The following is a 20,096-nucleotide window of genomic DNA, read 5'->3' on the forward strand; positions in this document are numbered from 1 at the left end:
AGGGCAGGTCTTCCGTCGCCCGGCGGCCTCCGAGAACCGGGCGGAAACACCTGCGCCGCTATGCCGATTCCTGGCTCTGGTTGCGGTAGAGCAGCAGCGGCTTGGCCTGCTTCACGAGCACGTCTTCGTTAATGATGCATTCCTGAATCTCCGGGTGCGAGGGAAGATCGTACATGATGTCGAGCATGATGTTTTCCATGATGGACCGCAATCCTCTCGCTCCGGATTTCCTCCTGATGGCTTCCTTGGCGATGGCCCGCAACACCCCTTCGGTGAACCTCAGGCGAACGTCTTCCAGTTCGAAAAGCTTCTTGTATTGCTTGACGAGCGCATTCTTGGGCTCGGTCAGGATGCTGACCAGCTCGTCCTCCGTGAGCTCGTTGAGTGTCGCGATGACCGGCAGGCGCCCGACGAACTCGGGGATCATCCCGAATTTGAGGAGATCTTCGGGCTGCACCTTGATCAGGATCTCCCCGACGCTCTTGTCCTCCTTGCTCCTGATTTCGGCTCCGAAACCCATTCCCTTGACGCCCACCCGCGACTGAATGATGGTTTCGAGGTAATTGAAGGCGCCGCCGCAGATGAACAGGATGTTGGTGGTGTCGATCTTGATGAATTCCTGTTGCGGGTGTTTGCGCCCCCCTTTGGGCGGAACATTGGCGACCGTCCCCTCGAGAATCTTGAGCAATGCCTGCTGAACGCCCTCCCCGGAAACGTCCCGGGTGATGGATGGGCTGTCCGATTTCTTCGCGATCTTGTCGATCTCGTCGATGTAGACGATCCCGCGGGATGCCTTCTCGATATCATAATCGGCAGCCTGGATGAGGCTCACCAGGATATTTTCGACGTCCTCGCCCACGTACCCCGCTTCGGTGAGGGTCGTCGCGTCGGCGATGGTGAAGGGCACGTTCAGAATGCGGGCCAGCGTCTGTGCGAGGAGCGTTTTTCCCGACCCGGTGGGGCCGATCATCAGGATGTTGCTCTTCTGCAGTTCGACGTCGTTCTTGTCGATTTTCAGTTCGATGCGCTTGTAATGGTTGTGCACCGCAACGGAGAGTATCTTCTTGGCCCGATCCTGGCCGATCACGTACTGATCGAGTATGGCTTTGATCTCGGCCGGCTTGGGAATCTGGGTGGCACGGGCCGCTTCCTCGCGCTCGTACTCCTCCGCGATGATGTCGTTGCACAACTCCACGCACTCATCGCAAATGTAAACCGTGGGCCCGGCGATCAGTTTCTTGACCTCGTCCTGGCTCTTCCCGCAAAAAGAGCAGCGCAGCTCCCCGCCTCGATCATCCCGCTTCCTAGCCATTCAATCCTCCTCGGCTATTATGAGAAAACACCGACAAACCGAATCGTCGGCAGTGAGTCCTGTTGTGCGGTTATGAATGCTACAAATCCAACCTGTGACGGATTATGTATCATTATAATCAGCTGCGGCGCGTTTAGCCACTTCGAAAACCGGCCGCATTTCATGCGCACCGGCTTACACACGTAACCTGAGAAATCCTAAAGGTCAACCACTTTTGTGAGAAAGTCCAACATGGTAGGCCGAAAATGAAAGCGAAATTCCCCGACGATCCGTACACTTCCGGCCGATTCACCTCCGGCCCCGCCGGTCACCGCCCCCGCAGCGACTGAGCTGCGCAACCGGAGAATACACGGCGGTATCCTCATCTGTCCGGATGGGCCGCGCGGGAACCTCCCGGTGCGCAACGCGGCCGGCGTGCGGACAAAGCAAGCCCAATTGCTGAAACATTTTCAGGAAGGCGACAGGACCGCGCGGCATGCCGGGTTCCTTCGAACCCATCGGCGGTGCGCGAAACACCGGCCGGCGCCGGCGTTTCGGGAAAGAGCCGTCGGGACGAGGCGGTTTCAGGAGGTGGCGGAAGGCAGTATCGAGAGTCTGCTGGTGAAGATGTGGTCCACCATTCCGTACTCCCGGGCCTGCTCTCCGGACATGTAGAAATCCCTGTCCGTGTCGCGTTGGATCTGTTCCACCGGCCTGCCGGTATGCCTCACGAGAATGTCGTTCAACTCTTCACGCAACTTCAGGATTTCCTTGGCCTGGATCTCGACGTCGGTCGCCTGTCCCTGGAATCCGCCCATGGGCTGGTGGAGCATGATGCGGACATGCGGGAGAGCGTAGCGCTTGCCCTTGACGCCCGCGGCCAGCAGGATCGCGGCCATGCTTGCCGCCTGCCCCATGCAAAGTGTCGAAACGTTGGGTTTGATGAACTGCATGGTGTCATAAATGGCCAGGCCGGCAGTGACGAGCCCCCCGGGCGAATTGATGTAGAAGTGGATGTCCTTGTCGGGGTCTTCCGACTCCAGAAAAAGCAGTTGCGCGATGATCACGTTGGCCACTTCGTCCGTGATCGCCGTGCCCAAAAAAATGATGCGATCACGGAGCAGCCTCGAATAGATGTCGAAAGCCCTTTCTCCGCGGCTGCTCTGTTCGACTACGATGGGAATGAGGGACATAAATCGCTCCTGAGCTACTCGCTCTTTTCTTCCTGCGAGATGTGACCGGAGACCGCTTCCGACTCGAGGAACCGGAACACTTTCTCCTGGATTTTGCTTTCCTTGGACTGTTCCACGACGGCACTGTCCGCAAATTCATGCTTCACCGTGGCCACGTCCATGCGGGCGTACCGGGCCACTTCCTGGTAGACCTGCTCGATCTCCTCGTCCGTGAGCTTCAGATTTTCCTGGTCGGCGATCTTCTCCAGGATCAACCGCCTCAGGATGTTCCGCTCGGCCTGCGGCCTGTAGTCGGCCCTGATTTCCGGCGTGTTGAACTTGGAAACGTCCATCTTCAGTCCCTGGCTCTCAAACTGGTGCAGCAGATTTCCCACCATCCGGTCGACCTCGCGGTCGATGACCTTGGCGGACAGCTCGATCTTGACCTTGCTCAGCAGCTGGTCCAGAATTTGCTGTTGAACGTCCGACCGCGCCTGGTATTCTTCCCTTTTCAGGAGCTCCTCGCGAATGGTCTGCTTCAGGGCGTCGAGAGCGTCGAAGCGGCTGTTGACGGCCTGAGCGAAGTCATCGTCGAGCTCCGGCAGAACTTTTTCCTTGACCTCCTTGACAGTCACCTCGAAGAGCACCCTTTTTCCCGCAATCTCCCGCATGGGAGCGTTCTCGGGATAGTCGACCTCGAAGGAGACGGTTTCCCCGGCACGGCGACCGATCAGATTGGCGTCGAAGTCGGGATGGACGGCCTTCTTGCCGATTTCCGCCATGTAATCGGCGGATTTTCCTTTTTCGAACACTTTGCCGTCAACGGAAGGGGTGAAATCGATGACCGCGACGTCGCCTTCCCTTGCCGGGCGTTCCGTCTCGAGCGTGCGGAGCTCGGCGTGCTGCTCGCGCAGGCGCTGCAGTTCCGAGTCCACCTGCTCATCCGCGACGTCTATACTCGGTTTGCGGATTTCCAGGCCCCTGTACCCTTCCAGCTCGAACGGCGGACAGACATCCACGATCGCCGTATAGGAGAAAGAACCGCTGTCGTTGAAGTGCGTCTCGCTGACGTCCGCTTCGACGAGCGGTTTGAGGTCCGTTTCCTTGAGCGCTTCAGGGAAGGTCTCCTGGATGAATTGTGAAGAGACCTCTTGCTCTATGGTTTTGCCGTAGTAGGACTTGATGATGCTGCGGGGCACCTTGCCGGGCCGAAACCCTTTGATCTTGATCCGCCTGGACATCTCCCGGTATTTCCCCTCGATTTCCTGCCGCACCTTTTCCGGGGGTATTTCCACCTGAAGCTTTTTTTGGTTTTCACTGAGATCGACAACGGAAACGTTCATTTCCACCTTCTTTCACCTTTCTGCGGAAAAGCGGTACCAGAGTTAGGGAACCCTTGATGCGTCTGGTGCGAGAGGGGGGAATTGAACCCCCATCCTGCGAGCAGGGCTGGATCCTAAGTCCAGTGCGTCTACCAGTTCCGCCACTCTCGCCAACGCATAGCCCTTATTCAGCCCAAAATATGAGAAAAAACCATTTTTCGACCGTTATGTCAAGGGAAAGCGCCGGAGGCCGTCCACGAGGCAAGGAGGCGGTCAGTTCCAGTTCACCACGTCCGCGTTTTCCGCTTCGCCGCCTTCCTGTGCGTCCGCTCCCAGCGAGTAGAGATCGTACTCGCCGTGTTCTCCCGGTGACCGGTAGAGATAGGCCTGACCCCACGGGTCGTCCGGCAGTTCCTTACTCAGATACGGCCCGTCCCATTTCTTGTAGCCGGGGTTCTTGCGCAGCGCGCCGAGGCCTTCTTCAGTGGTCGGATATCTGCCGATGTCCAGGCGGTAGGCATCCAGGGCGGTTCCGATCATGCTGATCTGTGTCTTTGCCGCCTGCTGCCGCGAACCGCCGAGCTTGTGGATCAGCCTGGGGCCTACCAGGGCGGCCAGCAGCCCAAGGATGATCATGACGATGAGCAATTCGATGAGGGTGAACCCCGCCTTCGACCGTCTCGGGTTCTTCCCGCCATGGCACGTGTCTTGAGAACCATGCATAATCATTCTCCGTGGAGGTTGCTCCCCGTGTGGAAACGTACAACCCGATGTTTCCAATGGAAATTGCCGTTAACGTATTTAACTGACGCATCCCTTCGTGTCAATGCGAAGGGACGCGGAAAGATGCCGGGCATGCCCGTCAACCCTGAAAAGCGCTGCCCTGGCGCAAGCGATGACGGCGCATGTGGTCGTGAACGGCTTCGATGTTTTTCCGCTTTTCCAATGCCCAGGAGGGCGCGACCAGCTCGCTCGGGTGGGGGTCTCCGGTCAGCCGCTGCACGATCATCCCGGGCGGCAAAAGGCTCAGGAAATCGCCTGCCGTCGCAGCGTATTCCTCCCGGCTCGGGCAGACGTATTTTCCGGCCCGGTGCCACCCGTGGAGAACGGTTCCGCGGATCACGTAGAGCGAATGAATCTTGACGGCCTGAATGTCCCGGCCCGCAATGAAACGAGCCGTGTTCAGCATGTCTTCCGAGGTTTCGCCGGGGAGCCCGAGAATCACGTGCGCGCAGACGGAAAGGCCTCGCGTTCGGGTGCGCCGCACGGCGTCCGAGAAAGTTTCGACGGAATGCCGGCGGTTGATGCGTTCGAGAGTGGAATCCTTTGCGGATTGCAGACCGTATTCCAGCCAGATCAGGTGTTTTGCCGAGAGCGCGCGCAAGTGGTCGAGCACCTCGTCGGGAACGCAATCCGGACGGGTGCCGATGGACAGACCGACCACTTCCGGGTCTTCGAGGGCCTCGGCGTATAGTTCCCTGAGCCTGGGCAGCGGGGCGTAAGTGTTGCTGAACGACTGAAAGTAGGCGATGAATCTTTTCGCATTGTAGCGCCGGCGGAGAATGGCTTTTGCTTCCCGGATCTGGGCGCCGATGGAGCTTTCCTCTGCGGCGCCGGTGCCGGAACCGCGTTCGTTGCAGTAGATGCAGCCACTGGAGCCGAGCGTCCCGTCGCGATTGGGGCAGCTCAGTCCGGCGTCCAGGGAAATCTTTTGAACGCGGCATCCGAAGAGATCGCGAAGATAGGAATTGTAGCTCCGATAAAGGTCTTCGGACATGGGACGTCCCCGTGGGGCTGCGGAATGTTCCGGTTGTCGAAAAAAACACCGGTTGTCGAAATTTTCATTTGCGAATGGTATCATAACTCCTGAGCGGTCAACGGTGAAGAATATCCTTCACGGACGCGGGGCTCCGCCGGATGCGGGAAGGCTGGGCCGAGGAGGGGGCGGACGCCGGGGGGTGCGTTTGCGCGAAAAATCGGGCCCGGCGAGCGGTCGGCATCGACCGCGCGCGTGGGAATCGGCGCGCGAGGCGGACGATTTCTCGCAGGGGATCGGATCGATCAGAGCAGGTTACCGACGATGAACAAATACGAGGTGATTGTCGTGGGGGCGGGCCATGCGGGGTGTGAAGCGGCCCTGGCGGCCGCGCGCATGGGCTGCCGCACGCTGGTGTTGTCCATATGCCTCGACACCGTTGCCCACATGCCGTGCTCGCCTTCGGTGGGCGGGGTCGGCAAGGGACACCTGGTGAGGGAGATCGATGCTCTCGGCGGCCGAATGGCTCTGATCACGGACCGGACCGCCATCCAGTTCCGTCTGCTCAACACCAAGAAGGGACCCGCAGTATGGGGGACACGCACGCAAAACGACAAGGCGCGCTACCGCATCAGCATGAAACATTGCCTGGAATCGGAACCCAACCTGGACCTCAAGCAGGCGCACGTGGAATCCCTGGCGGTGGAAGGCAACCGGATCGTGGGAGTGATCGATCAACTGGGTGTCTTTTTTGGTGCCGATGCGGTCGTCCTGGCCACGGGCACTTTCCTGCGCGGCCTGGTCCACATCGGAACGACCAGCGTGGAGGCGGGCAGGGCGGGGGAGCTTGCTTCGTATCCGCTCGCGAACCAGTTGCAGCGACTCGGGTTCACCCTGGGGCGAATGAAAACCGGGACCCCCGCACGACTGGGGCGGCGAAGCATCGACTTCAGCCGATTCAGAGAGCAACACGGGGATGAGGCGCCGAAGCCGTTTTCTCTTTTCACCGATTCGATCGCTCTGCCACAGGTCTCATGTTTCATCGGCAAGACTCACCAACGCACCCATGAGCTGGTGCGACGCCATATTCACCTGTCCCCGCTCTACAACGGCACCATCCGGGGGGTGTCCGCGCGCTACTGTCCGTCCCTGGAAGACAAGGTGATGCGATTCCCAGACAAGGACTTCCACCAGATCATCCTGGAGCCCGAGGGACTCGATACCGAGGAGGTCTACGCCAGCGGCACCGGCAATTCCCTTCCTTATGATATCCAGCTCCGGCTTATCCACTCGGTGCCCGGCCTGGAAGAAGCGGAAGTGATGCGCCCGGCATACGCCATCGAGTACGATTTCGTTCAGCCGACTCAACTCAAGGCCACCCTGGGGAGCAAGCTGGTCGAGGGTTTGTACATGGCCGGGCAGATCAACGGGACTTCGGGTTACGAGGAGGCGGCCGGGCAGGGGCTGTGGGCCGGGATCAATGCCGCGCTCAAGGCTCAGGGAAGACCGCCCTTCATCCTGGATCGTTCGGAAGCCTACCTGGCCGTCATGGTGGACGATCTGGTGACCAGGGGAACCAACGAGCCGTACAGGATTTTCACCTCGCGCGCGGAATACCGGCTCCTGTTGCGGGAAGACAATGCGGACCTCAGGCTGCTCGAGAAGGGGTGCGAACTGGGGTTGCACTCGGCCGATGCGGCCAAGGAGTTGAGAGAGCGGCGCGGAGCGATCCGGAATGAACTGGAGAGGCTTCGCCTGACCCACGTGCGCCCCTCGGCGCAAGTCAATCAAACCCTGGCGGAAAACCATTCGCCTCCCCTGGATGCTCCTGCTCCTCTGGACAAGCTCCTCAAACGTCCCGAGCTGAATTACTCGACCGTGGCCATCCTGTCACCGCCTCCCGAGCCGTTGTCGAGCAAGGTGACGGAACAGGTCGAAGTGGAATGCAAATATGAGGGATATCTGAAACGCCAGGAGGCGGAAGTCGCGAAGTTCAGGCAACTCGAGCAGGCGGCTATTCCGGAAGATTTAATGTATGACGACATCCCCGGCCTTTCCAATGAGCTCCGGCAGAAGCTCGGGGCGGTACGGCCGCTCTCTCTCGGCCAGGCGACGAGGATTCCGGGTATGACGCCCGCGGCCGTTTCCGTGCTGATGGTTCATCTGCGACGCCGCGCCCAGGGCGGGCCTTTCTTAGCGCCAGTGCTCGATCCGGGTGTAAATATGCATTCTCAAAAGAAAAAGCTTGCTTAATCCAAGAGCCTTCTTCTACAATAGGAGCAGAGATAGTTCCGCGCGCGCGACCAATTTCATGCGGGTATTTATAGCTCAGGGAGGCACATGGTTATGGAGGGGAGAAACGACAAAGATTTTATCGCGACTCTTAGGGGTCACGGTCTGCAGGTGACCTATCAGCGGCTGGCGATTTACCAGGCGCTGTATCACACGAAGGAGCATCCGAGCGCCGAAGTGATTTATCAGCAGGTCAAGAAACGGTTTCCTATGATTTCCCTGGGAACTGTGTATAAGACGCTGGAACGCTTTTATGAAGTAGGCCTGATTCAGAAGGTAAGCCCGGTAACCGAAGTTGCCCGCTACGACGCCAATACTCAGCCTCATCATCACATGGTTTGCCTGGAATGCCAGTCTATTCAGGACGCCGAGGACATTATCCCGGAACAGAAATTTGCATCCGTTGGTAAGAACGGTTTTCGAGTTCTGCGTCAACAGGTGGTTCTCCAGGGGTACTGCCGAGGCTGCCGCCCGGATGCGGCGGAGAACTGAAAACCGGGTGAATCTCGGGACGCGGTGGGGCTGATTCGGTTCTCGTCGGCTCCCTCCTTGAGGGTTTGCCTTTCCTTGTGCCGTGAAGAGGAGGGCTGATCTTCGCCTTGATTTTCCCCTGTTCGGGCGGGGCCCGCGCCCGGCGGCCGGCCGTGAGCGGGGTTCCTGCAACGGGGTGTGGAAGTTCCTGCCGATATTCCCGCCAACCGCCTTATCCCAGGTGGCTTCGTTTCTTCTTGAATCAGCGGACGTTCATATGCTAAGGGACTGTCCTCAGGGGCGCCGTACCCTGATTGCCCCGACCAGACGGGGAGTCCGTCCGGCGCCCAATCCATCAAAATGAGAGGGGGGAATGGCTGTGAATATTGTTGTCATACTCAAACAGACTCCTGATACGGAATCGGTGATTCGTCTTGCCGAGAACAAGAAGTCGATTGTCACGCGGGACCTGAAGTGGATCATCAACCCCTACGATGAATTTGCAATAGAAGCTGCGCTCAGGCTGAAGGAAAAGCACGGCGGCAAAGTGACCGTGGTGAGTTACGGCCCCTCCCGGGTCGTGGAGGCGCTCCGAACCGCTCTGGCCATGGGGGCCGACGATGCCGTCCACCTGGACGACATCGCATTGAAGAGCGTCGACTTCCTTCGAGTGACCCGGGCACTGACGGCCGCCGTCAAGGAATTGAACCCGGACATCATCCTGATCGGTTCGCGGGCCGTCGACTACGATCAGGGACAACGCGGCGCGATTGTGGCGGAGCATCTGGGCTGGCCTCATCTCGCGCTGGCCGTATCCCTCGAGTCCGACGGCAAAACGGTGACTATCGAGCGTCCCATCGAGGGCGGGAAGGTCACCCTCGAGGCCGCCCTGCCTGCCCTGGTGACCGTCGGCGGTTCTCACACCATCTGGAATCCGCGGTACGCTTCGTTGCCGGGAATCATGAAAGCCAAAAAGAAGCCCCTGGTGGTGAAGAAGATTGCGGATCTGGGACTGGACCCCGCGCTTTTCAAGCCGGAAACGGCCAGGATATGGATCACCTCTCTCGAGATGCCTCCGCAACGCGCTCCGGGACGCATTATCGACGGCGCCGACGCGGAGGACAAGGCGAGAAAGCTTGTCACGGCTTTGCACGAAGAAGCCAAGGTGATCTAGGAAGAGAAGGAGAGCTGAGATGGGGAAATGCGTGTGCATGATTGCTGAATTCCGTGGCGGAAATTTTCGCCGCGTGTCGTTTGAGGTCGCCAGCGAAGGAAAGAGGATCGCGGATGCTTTGGGGATCGGCCTGCGTGGCGTCGCCGTCGGTTCGGGCGTCGCGGGCAAGGCTGCGGAACTGGGACAATACGGGGTGGAGAGGGTGCTGGTGAGGGACGATCCCGCGCTGGAGCACTACCTTGCGGAAATCTACGTGCCGGTTGTGGCGGAGATGATCAAGAAATGCGACCCTGCAGTGGTCATCCTCCCCGCATCCGTGGACGGGCGGGACCTTGGGGCGAGACTGGGAGCCCGGCTCGACATCACTCTGGTTCAAGACGTTACCCAGGTCGTGTGCGAAGGGGGGAAAGTCAAGGCCCGGTGGCCCATCTTTGGAGGAAAATGCTTTGCGTGGAGCGAATGGGCCGATGGAACGCTGCCGATCATGTCTTGCCGGCCCAACGTGATGGATTGTCTGCCGCCCGACACGTCAAAGCGGGCGGAGGTGGAACTGGCGGATATTCCGATCCCGGAGAGCCGCTCGCGGGTCAAGGCCGTCGACATGGACTCTTCCGGCAAGGTGGAGCTGTCGGAGGCCGACATTATCGTGTCCGGCGGCAGAGGCATGAAGGAAGCTTCGAATTTCGCCCTCGTTGAAGAATTGGCCAAAGCCATGGGGGCCGCCGTGGGCGCTTCCCGCGCAGCAGTGGACGCCGGTTGGCGTCCCCATTCCGACCAGGTCGGCCAGACCGGAAAAGTCGTCACCCCCGCTCTTTACGTGGCGGTGGGGATTTCCGGCGCCATCCAGCACCTGGCCGGCATGGGCTACTCCAGGTACATCGTGGCCATCAACAAGGATCCCGAAGCGCCGATTTTCAGCAGGGCCGATTACGGCATTGTAGAAGACCTCTTCAAATTCGTTCCCGCTTTTACGGAGGAAGTCAAGAGACTGAAAAGCACCTGCTCGTGAGTCCACCAGGCGGTCCCGAGCCGGGGAAAGTGAATCCCGGCGCCGGGTATTGTGGGGGTGGTGAAGCGTCGAATGCCTGTTCCGGAGGGGTGTTTTATGGATCGCATCTGGTTGAAGAGCTATGATCCCCGAGTGCCTCACCACGCAGAATACCCGGAAGAATGTCTGCCGCGGCTGCTCGAAGCGAGAGTGAAGAAGCTCCCCGGGAATTCGGCAACGGAGTTCTACGGTGCCCGGTTGACTTACGAGGCCTTGTGGAAGCAGATTTCCAGCCTCGCCAACGCCCTCCGGCTCCTCGGCTTGCGACACGGCGACCGGGTCGCCGTCATGCTCCCGAACTGCCCCCAGACCGTGATCACGTATTACGCGGTCCTCTGGCTGGGAGGCGTGGTCGTACTGACGAATCCGCTCTACGTCGAACGCGAGATGGAACATCAGTGGAAAGACTCGGGTGCGAAGTACCTCGTCGTTCTGGATCACCTCTATCCCAAGGCCCGAAAGGTCATCCCGGAGACGGCGATCGAAAAGGTCATCGTGACCGGCATAGCGGAATGTCTCCCGTTCCTTCTGAAGCATCTCTATCCACTCAAGGCGAAACTGAAAAAACTCTTCACGGCCGTTCCCTACGATGAGCGGACGATTTTCAATTTCACCCGGCTGATCCGCTCGACGGAGCCGACGCCTCCACCTTGCGAGGTGAGGCTCGACGACCTGGCACTGCTCCAATACACCGGTGGAACCACGGGCATCGCCAAGGGAGTCATGCTGTCCCACCGGAACATCCTGAGCAATGTCATCCAGCTTGCCTCCTGGGTGCAGGACCTGAGGTTCGGGGAGGAGCGTTTTCTCGCCCTTCTGCCGATCTTTCACGTTTTCGGCATGACCGTCGCAATGAATCTGCCCCTGTATGCGGGGAGCGCGCTGGTGCTCGTTCCGAGGTTCGATATCGACGAAATCATGAAGACCATCAGGAAGGCGAGGCCCACTCTGTTCCCGGGGGTTCCCACCATATATGCGGCCATAAACGGTCATCCGAAAGCGGAGACGTTCGATCTGTCCTCGATTCGCATCTGCGTTACCGGATCGGCCCCGATGCCGGTGGAGTCTTTGCGCAGGTTCGAAAGTCTCACCGGCAGTGTCATTCTTGAAGGCTACGGCCTCTCGGAAACGAGCCCGGTCACTCACGCCAATCCTGTCGAGGGGGTGCGCAAGCCGGGCTCGATCGGGTTGGCGCTGCCGGATACCGACTGCAAGATCGTCGACCTGGAATTGGGAACCCGTGACATGGCTGTGGGTGAGGTGGGTGAGCTGGTGATCCGAGGGCCGCAGGTCATGAAGGCCTACTGGAAGATGCCGGAAGAGACGGCCAACGCGCTCAGAGACGGTTGGCTCTACACCGGAGACATCGCGAGGATGGATGAAGACGGGTATGTCTACATCATCGACCGCAAGAAGGATATGATCATATCCGGGGGCTACAACATTTATCCGCGGGAGGTCGATGAGGTGCTCTACGAGCATCCGAAGGTTCTCGACGCCGTGGCCGTGGGCGTTCCCGACGATTACCGGGGAGAAATCGTCAAGGCGTTCATTGTGCCCCGAGTGGGGGAGACCCTGACGGAAGATGAAATCAAGCAGTTTTGCAAGACCAGATTGGCGGCCTATAAGGTCCCCCGGCTGATTGAACTGAGGGATTCCCTGCCGAAGACGGCGGTTGGGAAAATCTCCAGGAAGGAGCTGCGCAAGCAGGCGCTTGACGAGCATGAGTCGAAAAAGACGCGGGAAAAGGCCGATGACGGGCGCTGAGGTTCCTCCGGCATCCGAGCCGAGCCACGATCGGTCATGACGGACCGGTTCCCGGGCTTGCATGATGAGCGGCAATGGGTGCTCAATCAGGCCGCCGCCGACTTCTACCTCCTGCAGAATCGGCTGTACCCGCGCAGGGCCGCGCTTGAGTGGGTGGGTAACCGATATCGGCTGACCGTTCGGGAGCGGGAACTGCTCAATCGCGGTGTATTCGGGCAGGCGGAGGCCCTTGCCCGCAAGGCCAAGAGGAGATGTGCGTCCGCCCTGGGCGGGCAATGTCTGGTGGTGGACGGCCACAACGTGCAGATAACGGTGGAGAGCGCCGTTCTGGGGCGCCCCCTGCTCAAGGCCAACGATGGAGCGGTGCGTGACGTGGCGGGACAGTCGGCTCGATATCGGCTGTCGGAAACGAGCGAGGTGGCTCTGGACATGATTTTTCAATTCCTGGGCATCTTTCGGCCCGGGCGGGTCGATTTTCTGTTTGATGCTCCGATGAGCCACAGCGGCATGCTGGCAAGTGCCTGTCGACGGCGGTTGAAGTCCCTCGGGCTGGACGGCGACGCGCGCGCGGTGCCCGTACCGGAGCGTGAAATGACCCGGGCGGAATGCATCGTGGCCGGCAGCGACCGGGCGGTCCTGGACGCCTGCAGCCGATGGCACGACCTGGCCCACGAAGTGATCGACCTTTCATGTCCCTGCAACATGTTCGTGGATTTTTCAGACTTGATCCTGGCTCAATCCCGGCGGTCCTGATCCGGCCCGCCCTTCCTGTCGGGCGGTTCCGTTGCGCCCGCCTCGATCCTTTCCGCACTCCCGGGTTGCCCCTTTGCTGCAAGGCCCGTTTCATGCGCCCTTGTCAAAATCGCAAAGCTGTGCTAGCAAAAAAAGCTTTCATCCGGCGGGTACCTGTTGGGGAGCGACCAGGTGACCCGGCCACACCGGCGGCACACCTTCCACGAAAGGATACTGAGGTTATGGCGGAGATTGCCCCGTTTCGCGGATTGCGCTACAGTCCGAAAGCAGCGCCGGATCTTGCAAAGGTCGTCATTCCACCTTACGACGTCATCTCACCCGCCGAGCAGGAGCTCTTTCTGCATACCAGCCCTTACAACATGGTTCACCTGGAGCTGGGCAGGAGCGACCGCTCGGACACACCGGAGAACAACAGTCACACCCGCGCGGGACGCACCTTCGAGGATTGGGTGCGAAATGGAGTGCTGGTTCGCGAGGCGCTGCCGGCCGTGTATTATTACGAGCTCGACTACGCGCTCTCGCCCGGAAAGGAGGCCACGCGCCGCGGCTTCATCTGCGCCATGCGCCTGGAGGACTTCCGATCCGGCACGGTGCGTCCCCACGAAAAGACCTTTCAGGCAGTCAAGGATGAGCGCCTGGGTCTGATGCTGTCCTGCGGAGCGAACCTCAGTTCGGTGTTTTCACTGTATTCGGACCCCGAAAGCGTCGTGGACGAAACGCTCCGGTCGGGCCGTGAAGCCGCACCGGCCATGGCTTTCGTGGACCGCCAGGGAATGAGCCACCGCATCTGGAGGGTGACCGACCGCGGCGTGTTGCAGCGTGTGGCGGAGCTGATGAAGGGGAAGGCTATTTTCATTGCGGACGGGCATCACCGTTATGAAACCGGCCTGAATTACCGGGACCTCCAGAGACGGCGGAATCCGTCGGCCGGTCCGCATGCCGCGTTCGAGTACATTATGATGTATTTGTCCAACCTCAATCAGGAAGGGCTCACGATTCTTCCCACCCACAGGCTGCTCAGAAACCTCGGCTCGTGGGATCCCGAATCGATCTTGAAAAGAGCCGAAGCATTCTTTGAGGTGAAGCGGTTTTCATCCGACGTTCCGGGGGAGCGCATGCTGTGCTCCGAACTGGCGTCGCGGGGGGACCGCAAGGAAACCGCCATCGGGTTTTTCTGGGACAACGTCGGGTCCTTTTTCCTTTTGTCCGCGAGAAGAGAGCCCGTCTCGTCCTATCTGGCCGGCAGGGGTATTCCCGTGGAAACGCGCGGTCTCGATGTGGTGGTTTTGGATCAGGTCGTTTTGCGGAACCTGTTGGGGCTTTCGGAGGAGTACCTGTCCAGCGAGCACAATATTCACTTTAAACACGATCTCGCGGAGAGCATCGGCGCAGTCCGGTCCGGAGACTATGAGGCCGCTTTTCTCATCAACCCGACCCGGATCGAACAGGTCCAGGAAGTGGCGAGCGCAAAGCTCGTCATGCCCCACAAGTCCACCTACTTCTATCCGAAGGTCGGCAGCGGAATGGTGATCCGTTCGCTGTCGCCCGAAGAGGAGACGGTCTGGTAGCGGAAGCGGTTTCTTTCAGCTCGGACACCCTTTTTGGCGGCAGGCTCATTGTTATTCAGGAGAAAAGGGGTTATCGTTTTTCCCTCGACGCGGTGCTGCTTGCCGGGCTCGTCGGGGTTCGCCCGCGCGAACGCGTTGTGGACCTGGGGACGGGGTGTGCGGTTATCCCGCTTATCGTGGCGTATCGCGGACAGGGGCGCAGTGTCGTCGGGGTGGAATTACAGCCCGAGCTGGTGAGGCTGGCCAGGAAGAATGTCGAGGTCAACGGTTTTGTTGATTCGATTCGGATCCTCGAAGCGGATTTCAAAGAGATCACATCGTCTTTTCCGCCCGGGACGTTTGACCTCGTGCTGAGCAACCCTCCTTACAGGCGCCTGGCATCGGGCCGAATGAACGCGGTTCGGCAAAAAGCCGTCGCCAGGCATGAACTGGCGGGATCCGCGGAAGACGTTTTTCGCGCGGCTTCTCATCTTCTCGTGCAGGGGGGGAGGCTGGCGCTCATATACCCGGCCTCGCGCGTCGGGCTTCTTTTTGTCCTGGCACGCCGGTACGGGTTCAACGCGAAGCGGTTCACCGTCATCCATTCGAACGCCTCGGAGCCGGCGCGCCTGGTGTATTTCGAGTGCCGGAAGGGGGGCGGGGAGGAACTGCTCGTTACTGCTCCGTTTTTCATCTACCGGGAAGACGGAGGCCCTACCGACGCGATGCGGGCTTTGTACGAAGCGTGATGCCTGCTCGCGGTGACGTCGGAAATCGAGGCGGTTTGATGCGGAAGGAGAAAAACAATGGATTTGGGTTTGAGGGGAAAGGTGGCTTTCATCGCGGGTGGGAGCCAGGGACTGGGCCGGGCGGTATCCATGGAAATGGCTCGGGAAGGGGCGAAGATCGCCGTGTGTGCTCTCGACAATCCGGAGCTGCCGAAGGCGGTCGAGGAGATTCGTGCGGCCACGGGGGCCGAGATCATCGGAATACCGGCGGACCTGACGGATTCCGCCCAGGCTTCCGATTTCGTGCGCAAGGGACTGGAGCACTACGGTACGGTCGATATCATGGTGACCAATGCGGGCGGCCCTCCCGTCAAGACTTTCCTCGAGATAGACGATGAGCTGTGGCACTACGGATTTCGGCTGAACCTGATGAGTACGATCATCATGGCCCGTGAGGTCATTCCCACCATGATGAAGAAACGGTGGGGCCGCATCGTCAACATGACCTCGATATCGGTGAAGCAGCCCCTGGATGGGCTCATCCTGTCCAACACGGTCCGCTCCGGGGTCATCGGCCTGGCCAAGAGTCTCTCCAACGAGCTTGCCCCCTACAACATCACGGTCAACAATGTCTGCCCCGGATATACCATGACCGAACGCGTGCGTTCCCTGTCGGTGACTGTGGCGAATGCGGAAGGAGTCCGTCCCGAAGACATCATCAAGCGGTGGGAGGCGACGATCCCGATGGGCCGCCTCGGGAAACCCGAGGAATTTGCCGCTCTGGTGACCTTCCTGGCTTCTGAGCGGGCTGGATACATCACGGGTGCGTCCGTTCAGATCGATGGCGGTTTTTTCAAGGGTGTCGCCTAGAATAAGGAAGTCTCATGCCTGTTCGAACCGCATACATCAAGTCGGTCGGCCGATTCCTTCCGGAACGGCGGCTGACGAATAAAGACCTGGAAAAGATGGTGAACACCAACGATGAGTGGATCATGACCCGCACGGGTATCCGGGAGAGGCGCATTTTGGAGCCCGGCCTGGGGAATTCGCACATGGCCGTCAGGGCCTCTCGGGAGTGCCTGGACCGCGCGGGTGTCGACCCGATGGAACTCGATGCCATCATCGTTGGGACCGTCACTCCCGATATGCTGTTTCCCGCCACCGCGTGCCTCGTGCAAAACGCTCTCGGGGCGAAGAACGCCTGGGGATACGACCTGTCGGCCGGTTGTTCGGGGTTCCTCTTCTCCCTCACCACGGGCGCGCAGCTGATCGAATCCGGGCGGAACCACAAGGTTCTGGTGATCGGGAGCGATGTCATGAGCAGCATTCTCGATTACGAGGACCGGAACACGTGCGTGCTCTTCGGTGACGGCGCGGGCGCCGTGCTCCTTGAACCGTGCCCCGAAGGGGGGCACGGGTTGATCGACTTCATCCACCACATCGATGGTTCCGGGGGGCCGCTCCTGTACATGAAAGCGGGCGGCAGTCTGTATCCTCCCAGTCCGGAAACGGTCCGAAACAAAGAGCATTTTGTCACCCAGGAAGGCAAGCAGGTATTCAAGGCGGCCGTTACGGAAATGGCGAACGTGTCGGCGGAAATCCTGGAACGCAACGGGTTGACCGGCGATGATGTGGCGTTGTTCATTCCCCACCAGGCCAATCTGAGAATCATCGACGCCTGTGCCAACCGGATGGGGATAGATCACGACAAGGTGGTGATCAACATCGATCGTTACGCAAACACGACTTCGGGGACTCTGCCGCTTTGCCTCTACGACGCCGTGGTGGAACAGGAGCGTCTCAAGAAGGGCGACTACGTCGTCATGTCCGCTTTTGGCGCGGGGTTTACCTGGGGGAGCATTCTCCTGCGATGGTGGCGATGAGGCCCGGGTTTCGTCGGCGGGCTTTCATGATCCCCGCGCGTGATCTTCCCCGGTGGTGATACCGAGGTCCGTTCATGATGACACAGCGCCTGCCCGCAGGGAGGCAGACGCGGGCGGGGATAACTACCGTCCCTTGCTATGGACCGATATGCCGGTCAGACGTAGCAAGGGGCGGGCTTTATGCCCGCCCCTCGTCTTTGGCGCCCAATGCACTCATCCTGAATGCAATTTTCCATGATGCTCGCCGCGCCTGCGAACCGGGTATGAAAAGGTGTTTTGGCGGAATCCCGAAAGCCGTTTCGTCGCTTTTGCCGGCAGGTTCCGGGCGTTATTGCCCACCACGCCGACTCGTGGGGTTCAGAACCCCGCGCGCTTCCTGAACCTTTCCCACTTGACATCGATCTGACGCTGGAATTCGGCCAATTGCTCCGCAGAGATCCGCTTGAATCGGCCCTGCATCTCGAGATATTCATTCACTGGCTGCTTCTTGCCGCTCCTGGCCATGCTGAGGCTCTTTCCCGTAAGCCTGAACGCGCCGTTCTCGACCTCATAGAGGACCACGACCGCCGACTCCACGGCGAGCCGCCCGATTTTGACCGTGTCTTTGGTCGGGAAGCTCCATCCCGTGGGGCAGGGCACCGCCATGTGGATGAAGCGGGTCCCCTTGATGGCCTTTGCCTTGAGGAACTTGTTGTAAATGTCCGCGGGGTACGACGAGCACATGGTGGCGAGGTAGGCCGGGTCGTGAGCTTCCATGATCTGGATGAAGTCTTTTTTGGCCTGCTCCTTGGGGATGACGGGGGTTGTCGTCGTGACCGCGCCGCTGGGCGTGGCGCTTGAACGCTGGACCCCGGTATTCATATAGGCTTCGTTGTCGTAGCAGACGTAAATGAAATCCGTCTCGCGTTCGGCGGCACCGCTCAAGGCCTGGATGCCCATATCAAAGGTTCCCCCGTCCCCGGCCATGGCAACCACCGTGTAGTCGGTGCGTCCCGTTGCCTTGAGCCCGGCGACCAGTCCGGATGCCGATGCCGCGGTGCCGGCGAAGGTGTTGTTGACGGCGTTGATGGCGACAGGGGTCTTGGGGTAGATGCCGTGGAGGATCGTCAGGCAGCAGGCGGGATGGGTCATTATCATCTTGGGGCCGAGAGCCTTGAGCATATGGCGATAGGCGATCGGCAGGCCGCAGCCGGCGCAGGTGCGGGTGCCCGGCAGAATATACTCGACTTCCGGGAGTTCCATCGTTGTCACTGACATGATATGCGTCGTTTCCTTTCCGTTGTGCTTGGTTCAGACACCGTACCCCAGCCAACGCGGTTTTTCCTGGGGAATGTTTCCGGCGGCGCCGTTGATGATTTCCTGAGCGACCTCGAGGAGATCCGTGGGTTTCACGTCCTTTCCGCCCAGGCCGGTAATGTAGTTGTAGATTACCGGACGATGCCCGTTTCGACTGAAAAGAGCCGCTTTGAGCTCCGTCGCCAGGGCGCCTTCATACCCATAGCTGATGGCCTTTTCGACCACCGCAACGGACTTGGCCCTGCACGTCGCCTCGACCAGCGATGCAGCGGGAAAAGGACGGAAGACGCGGATGCCGACGACTCCGGCCTTCACACCCCGCTCACGCAGAATGTCCACCGTGTCGCTCGCCTCGCTGGCGAGGGAACCCATCGTGAGAAAGATGAATTCGGCATCCTCGGTCCGGTAGCGATGGAGATTGTCCTCGTAGGAGCGGCCGAATCGCTCGGCGAAAGATCGACCGGCTTCGGCGATAACGGGAAGCGCCGATTCCATCGTTTCCTGCAAACGGAATCGGAATCCCATGTAGCTTGGGCACAGTTCCCCGTCGGGTCCCCTGAGCGGGTCGGTCATCACCACCGGGTTGATATTCACCGGATTTCCCGAGTCGATGGAGTGCAGGGGCTCATAGGGAGGAAGGTACTTGTCGACATCGCTCTGGGCCGGGATGGAGACGGGCATCATCGTGTGCGAGAGCCTGAAGCCGTCAAAGCAGACCATCGTGGGTACCATGAGCTGCTCTGCGACCTTGTAGGCAAGAATGACCTGGTCCAGGACTTCCTGATTGTTCATGCAGTAAAATTGCATCCAGCCGGTATCGCGCTGGGCGATGGTGTCCTGCATGTCGTTGAGGATCGTCCACGGCGCACCGAGGCCGCGGTTGGTGACCGGCATGACCACGGGAACACGGGCGCCCGCGGCCCAGTGGAGCTGTTCGTGCATGTAGGCCAGCCCATTGGCCGCGGTGGCGGTAAAGACCCTGGCCCCGACCAGCGAAGCCGAAATGCACACTCCCATGGCCGAATGCTCGCTTTCGACCCGGACGAATTCCGCTTGCAGCTCACCCTTTTCCACATACTCGGAAAGCACTTCGGGGATTTTCGATTGAGGCGTGATCGGATAAGCCGCTATGACCTGCACTCGGCATAGCTTGGCCGCCAGTGCCGCGGCCTGAGTTCCGGTTAAAATGAGTGTCTGTCCCACTGTGACGATTTCCTTTCTCGAATGCTCCACGCGTCGGACTGTGTATGAACTCCACCCCGAGGGGGCGCTCTCGCGCGAATTCCCACGTTTTACACATTGTTACGATGAAAAAAAGGAGCCCGTCGCGGCCCCCTAATCCCATAACGGGGGATAATGAAGAAGTCAAACAAAAAGAAAACCCCGAGGGGGTGGGATTTCGAGATTGCTGTGGGAAACGAAGGTTTGGATTGCTCCGCGGCTGAGGCGGGCGTCGCGGGTGGCGACAGTCGATTCCGAGCGGGAGGAGAGCAGGAAGGCAGGGAGTCCGGAGGAGCTGGCCGGGGGGAAACGCGTCCGTCCCAGGGGCGCGAAACGTCCCCTTGCCGGGCAGAGCAACCTCCACACGGGAAAGAA

17 protein-coding genes and 1 tRNA gene are annotated in these 20,096 nt (G+C 59.9%); 10 read left to right on the plus strand and 8 right to left on the minus strand.

Annotated elements, in window-relative coordinates; translation table 11 throughout:
* Window positions 1–58: 58 nt before the first annotated feature.
* The 6 genes from clpX to mnmL form a co-directional block, all read right to left on the minus strand.
* Window positions 59–1,312, minus strand: coding sequence for an ATP-dependent Clp protease ATP-binding subunit ClpX (gene clpX, locus SFUM_RS00525; protein ID WP_011696975.1), 1,254 nt, complete (start codon window positions 1,310–1,312; stop codon window positions 59–61).
* A gap of 563 nt (window positions 1,313–1,875) precedes the next feature.
* Window positions 1,876–2,484, minus strand: coding sequence for an ATP-dependent Clp endopeptidase proteolytic subunit ClpP (gene clpP, locus SFUM_RS00535; protein ID WP_011696976.1), 609 nt, complete (start codon window positions 2,482–2,484; stop codon window positions 1,876–1,878).
* A 14-nt stretch (window positions 2,485–2,498) separates the two neighbouring features.
* Window positions 2,499–3,806 (minus strand): trigger factor, encoded by a 1,308-nt coding sequence (gene tig, locus SFUM_RS00540; RefSeq protein ID WP_011696977.1) that lies wholly within the window; start codon window positions 3,804–3,806, stop codon window positions 2,499–2,501.
* 63 nt (window positions 3,807–3,869) lie between these two features.
* Window positions 3,870–3,956: transfer RNA gene (locus SFUM_RS00545), tRNA-Leu, on the minus strand.
* Between the two features lie 102 nt (window positions 3,957–4,058).
* Window positions 4,059–4,508, minus strand: coding sequence for a type II secretion system major pseudopilin GspG (gene gspG, locus SFUM_RS00550; protein WP_011696978.1), 450 nt, complete (start codon window positions 4,506–4,508; stop codon window positions 4,059–4,061).
* A gap of 139 nt (window positions 4,509–4,647) precedes the next feature.
* Window positions 4,648–5,562: a tRNA modification radical SAM protein MnmL/YtqA gene (mnmL, locus tag SFUM_RS00555; RefSeq protein WP_011696979.1), complete on the minus strand. Its 915-nt coding sequence runs from the start codon at window positions 5,560–5,562 to the stop codon at window positions 4,648–4,650.
* 303 nt (window positions 5,563–5,865) lie between these two features.
* Here mnmL and mnmG point away from each other — a divergent pair, with 303 nt between their 5' ends.
* From mnmG to SFUM_RS00605, 10 genes are all read left to right on the plus strand, one after another.
* Complete coding sequence (gene mnmG / locus SFUM_RS00560; protein ID WP_011696980.1) at window positions 5,866–7,794, plus strand: tRNA uridine-5-carboxymethylaminomethyl(34) synthesis enzyme MnmG; 1,929 nt, start codon at window positions 5,866–5,868, stop codon at window positions 7,792–7,794.
* 93 nt (window positions 7,795–7,887) lie between these two features.
* Window positions 7,888–8,325 carry a Fur family transcriptional regulator gene (locus tag SFUM_RS00565; protein ID WP_041441240.1) on the plus strand — a complete coding sequence of 146 codons (438 nt, stop codon included), beginning with the start codon at window positions 7,888–7,890 and terminating at the stop codon, window positions 8,323–8,325.
* Between the two features lie 352 nt (window positions 8,326–8,677).
* Window positions 8,678–9,478, plus strand: coding sequence for an electron transfer flavoprotein subunit beta/FixA family protein (locus SFUM_RS00570; protein ID WP_011696982.1), 801 nt, complete (start codon window positions 8,678–8,680; stop codon window positions 9,476–9,478).
* 37 nt (window positions 9,479–9,515) lie between these two features.
* A complete protein-coding gene (locus SFUM_RS00575; RefSeq protein ID WP_244148087.1) occupies window positions 9,516–10,487 on the plus strand; it encodes an electron transfer flavoprotein subunit alpha/FixB family protein in 972 nt (323 codons plus the stop codon).
* Between the two features lie 96 nt (window positions 10,488–10,583).
* Window positions 10,584–12,293, plus strand: a complete 1,710-nt coding sequence (locus SFUM_RS00580) for a long-chain-fatty-acid--CoA ligase (protein ID WP_011696984.1) — start codon at window positions 10,584–10,586, stop codon at window positions 12,291–12,293.
* Between the two features lie 36 nt (window positions 12,294–12,329).
* Window positions 12,330–13,046: a DUF434 domain-containing protein gene (locus SFUM_RS00585; protein WP_011696985.1), complete on the plus strand. Its 717-nt coding sequence runs from the start codon at window positions 12,330–12,332 to the stop codon at window positions 13,044–13,046.
* A gap of 221 nt (window positions 13,047–13,267) precedes the next feature.
* Complete coding sequence (locus SFUM_RS00590) at window positions 13,268–14,614, plus strand: DUF1015 domain-containing protein (RefSeq protein WP_011696986.1); 1,347 nt, start codon at window positions 13,268–13,270, stop codon at window positions 14,612–14,614.
* 47 nt (window positions 14,615–14,661) lie between these two features.
* On the plus strand, window positions 14,662–15,342 hold the full coding sequence (locus tag SFUM_RS00595) for a tRNA1(Val) (adenine(37)-N6)-methyltransferase (protein WP_041439510.1): 681 nt from the start codon (window positions 14,662–14,664) through the stop codon (window positions 15,340–15,342).
* Window positions 15,343–15,399: 57 nt separating this feature from the next.
* Window positions 15,400–16,191, plus strand: a complete 792-nt coding sequence (locus tag SFUM_RS00600; RefSeq protein WP_011696988.1) for an SDR family oxidoreductase — start codon at window positions 15,400–15,402, stop codon at window positions 16,189–16,191.
* 14 nt (window positions 16,192–16,205) lie between these two features.
* Window positions 16,206–17,204 carry a beta-ketoacyl-ACP synthase III gene (locus SFUM_RS00605; protein WP_011696989.1) on the plus strand — a complete coding sequence of 333 codons (999 nt, stop codon included), beginning with the start codon at window positions 16,206–16,208 and terminating at the stop codon, window positions 17,202–17,204.
* A 357-nt stretch (window positions 17,205–17,561) separates the two neighbouring features.
* Here the strand turns inward: SFUM_RS00605 and SFUM_RS00610 are convergent, their stop codons facing one another.
* Together SFUM_RS00610 and SFUM_RS00615 are read right to left on the minus strand one after the other, a co-directional pair.
* Window positions 17,562–18,461 (minus strand): thiamine pyrophosphate-dependent enzyme, encoded by a 900-nt coding sequence (locus tag SFUM_RS00610; protein ID WP_041439512.1) that lies wholly within the window; start codon window positions 18,459–18,461, stop codon window positions 17,562–17,564.
* A 33-nt stretch (window positions 18,462–18,494) separates the two neighbouring features.
* Entirely contained in the window at window positions 18,495–19,703 is a 1,209-nt protein-coding gene (locus SFUM_RS00615; protein ID WP_011696991.1) for a transketolase C-terminal domain-containing protein, read from the minus strand.
* Window positions 19,704–20,096: the final 393 nt, after the last annotated feature.

The organism is Syntrophobacter fumaroxidans MPOB (assembly GCF_000014965.1).
In the GTDB taxonomy this organism is placed as follows: Bacteria; Desulfobacterota; Syntrophobacteria; order Syntrophobacterales; family Syntrophobacteraceae; genus Syntrophobacter; species Syntrophobacter fumaroxidans.